Annotated in this window: 1 protein-coding gene; it reads left to right on the plus strand. The window is 64.3% G+C overall.

The window, feature by feature from the left end:
* Positions 1-201 precede the first annotated feature (201 nt).
* On the plus strand, positions 202-1161 hold a 960-nt coding region (locus PQ627_RS19875), incomplete at its 3' end, for an IS110 family transposase (protein ID WP_274263026.1).

Raw genomic sequence — 1161 nt, forward strand, 5'->3', positions numbered from 1 at the left:
AAGGTGTCTTTCCCTAGACCTGTCAGTCCATCGGGGTGGTCCGGCCGGCACCTGTCCGGCCCACCTCGGTAGCTTGATCAGAAGATTGTCCGCCCCTTTGCGGGGGCGTGACTCGTCACAGTGCTGTTCCTTGGTGACCTCTACCCGGACTGGTACCGGCCGGCGACGGCCATGACCATGTCCGTGAGAGGAAAGGTACCAATGACCGCCATGTCTATCGTCGCGCATACTCATCCATTTGTCGTCGGCGTCGACACGCACGCCCGCAACCACGTCTACGCGATCCTCACCGCGAATACCGGTGCTTTGCTCGAATCCCGGGATTTCCCCGCGACCGGCGCCGGGATCAACCGGGCGATCGACTGGGTCGCCCGGCGTACTGGTGGCAGTGCCGATACGCTCTGGGTGATCGAAGGTGCCGCGTCCTACGGGGCGATCCTGGCCGGCACCGTGGCCACCCATGGTTTGCCGGTGGCCGAAGCGCCGCGCATGGATGCCAGGAAGCGCCGTGGGGTGGGCAAGACCGATGCCCTGGACGCCCACCAGATCGCCATGACGGCCCTGCCTCTGCCGGTGGAGCAGCTGCGCCAGCCCCGCCTTCATGCGGGGATCCGCCAAGGTGTGAGGATTTTGGTGACGGCGAGGGGATCCATGAGCAAGGACCGCACCCGCTCGATCAACGCGCTCAACGCCCTGGCACGGAGCAATGACCTGGGCATGGACGCCCGTAGGAAGCTCACCAGCGCCCAGATCACCGAGATCTCCAAATGGCGGTCCCGAGAGGAAGAGCTCTCCCTGGCCATCGCCCGCGCTGAGGCCGTGCGGCTGGCTAAACACGTCCTGGCCCTCGATGAACAGCTCACGGCCAACGAGAACCAGCTCGATGAGCTGGTCAAAGCCAGTGAAGCCGCGCCCTTACTGGAAGAGACAGGCTTCGCGGCTATAAGTGCCGCGAAGTGCCTCGCAGCGTGGTCGCACGAAGGAAGGGTCCGTAACGAGGCGGCATTCGCCTCCCTGGCCGGAGTGAACCCCATACCCGCATCCTCCGGGAACACGGTCAGGCACCGCTTGAACCGGGGCGGTGACAGGGCACTGAACAGTGCTCTCCACATGGCGGCAATAAGCCGGATGACCCATGATTCAGAAACACGGCAATACGTG

Origin of the sequence: Paenarthrobacter sp. AB444 (assembly GCF_028736865.1) — a bacterium.
GTDB lineage: Bacteria > Actinomycetota > Actinomycetes > Actinomycetales > Micrococcaceae > Arthrobacter > Arthrobacter nicotinovorans_B.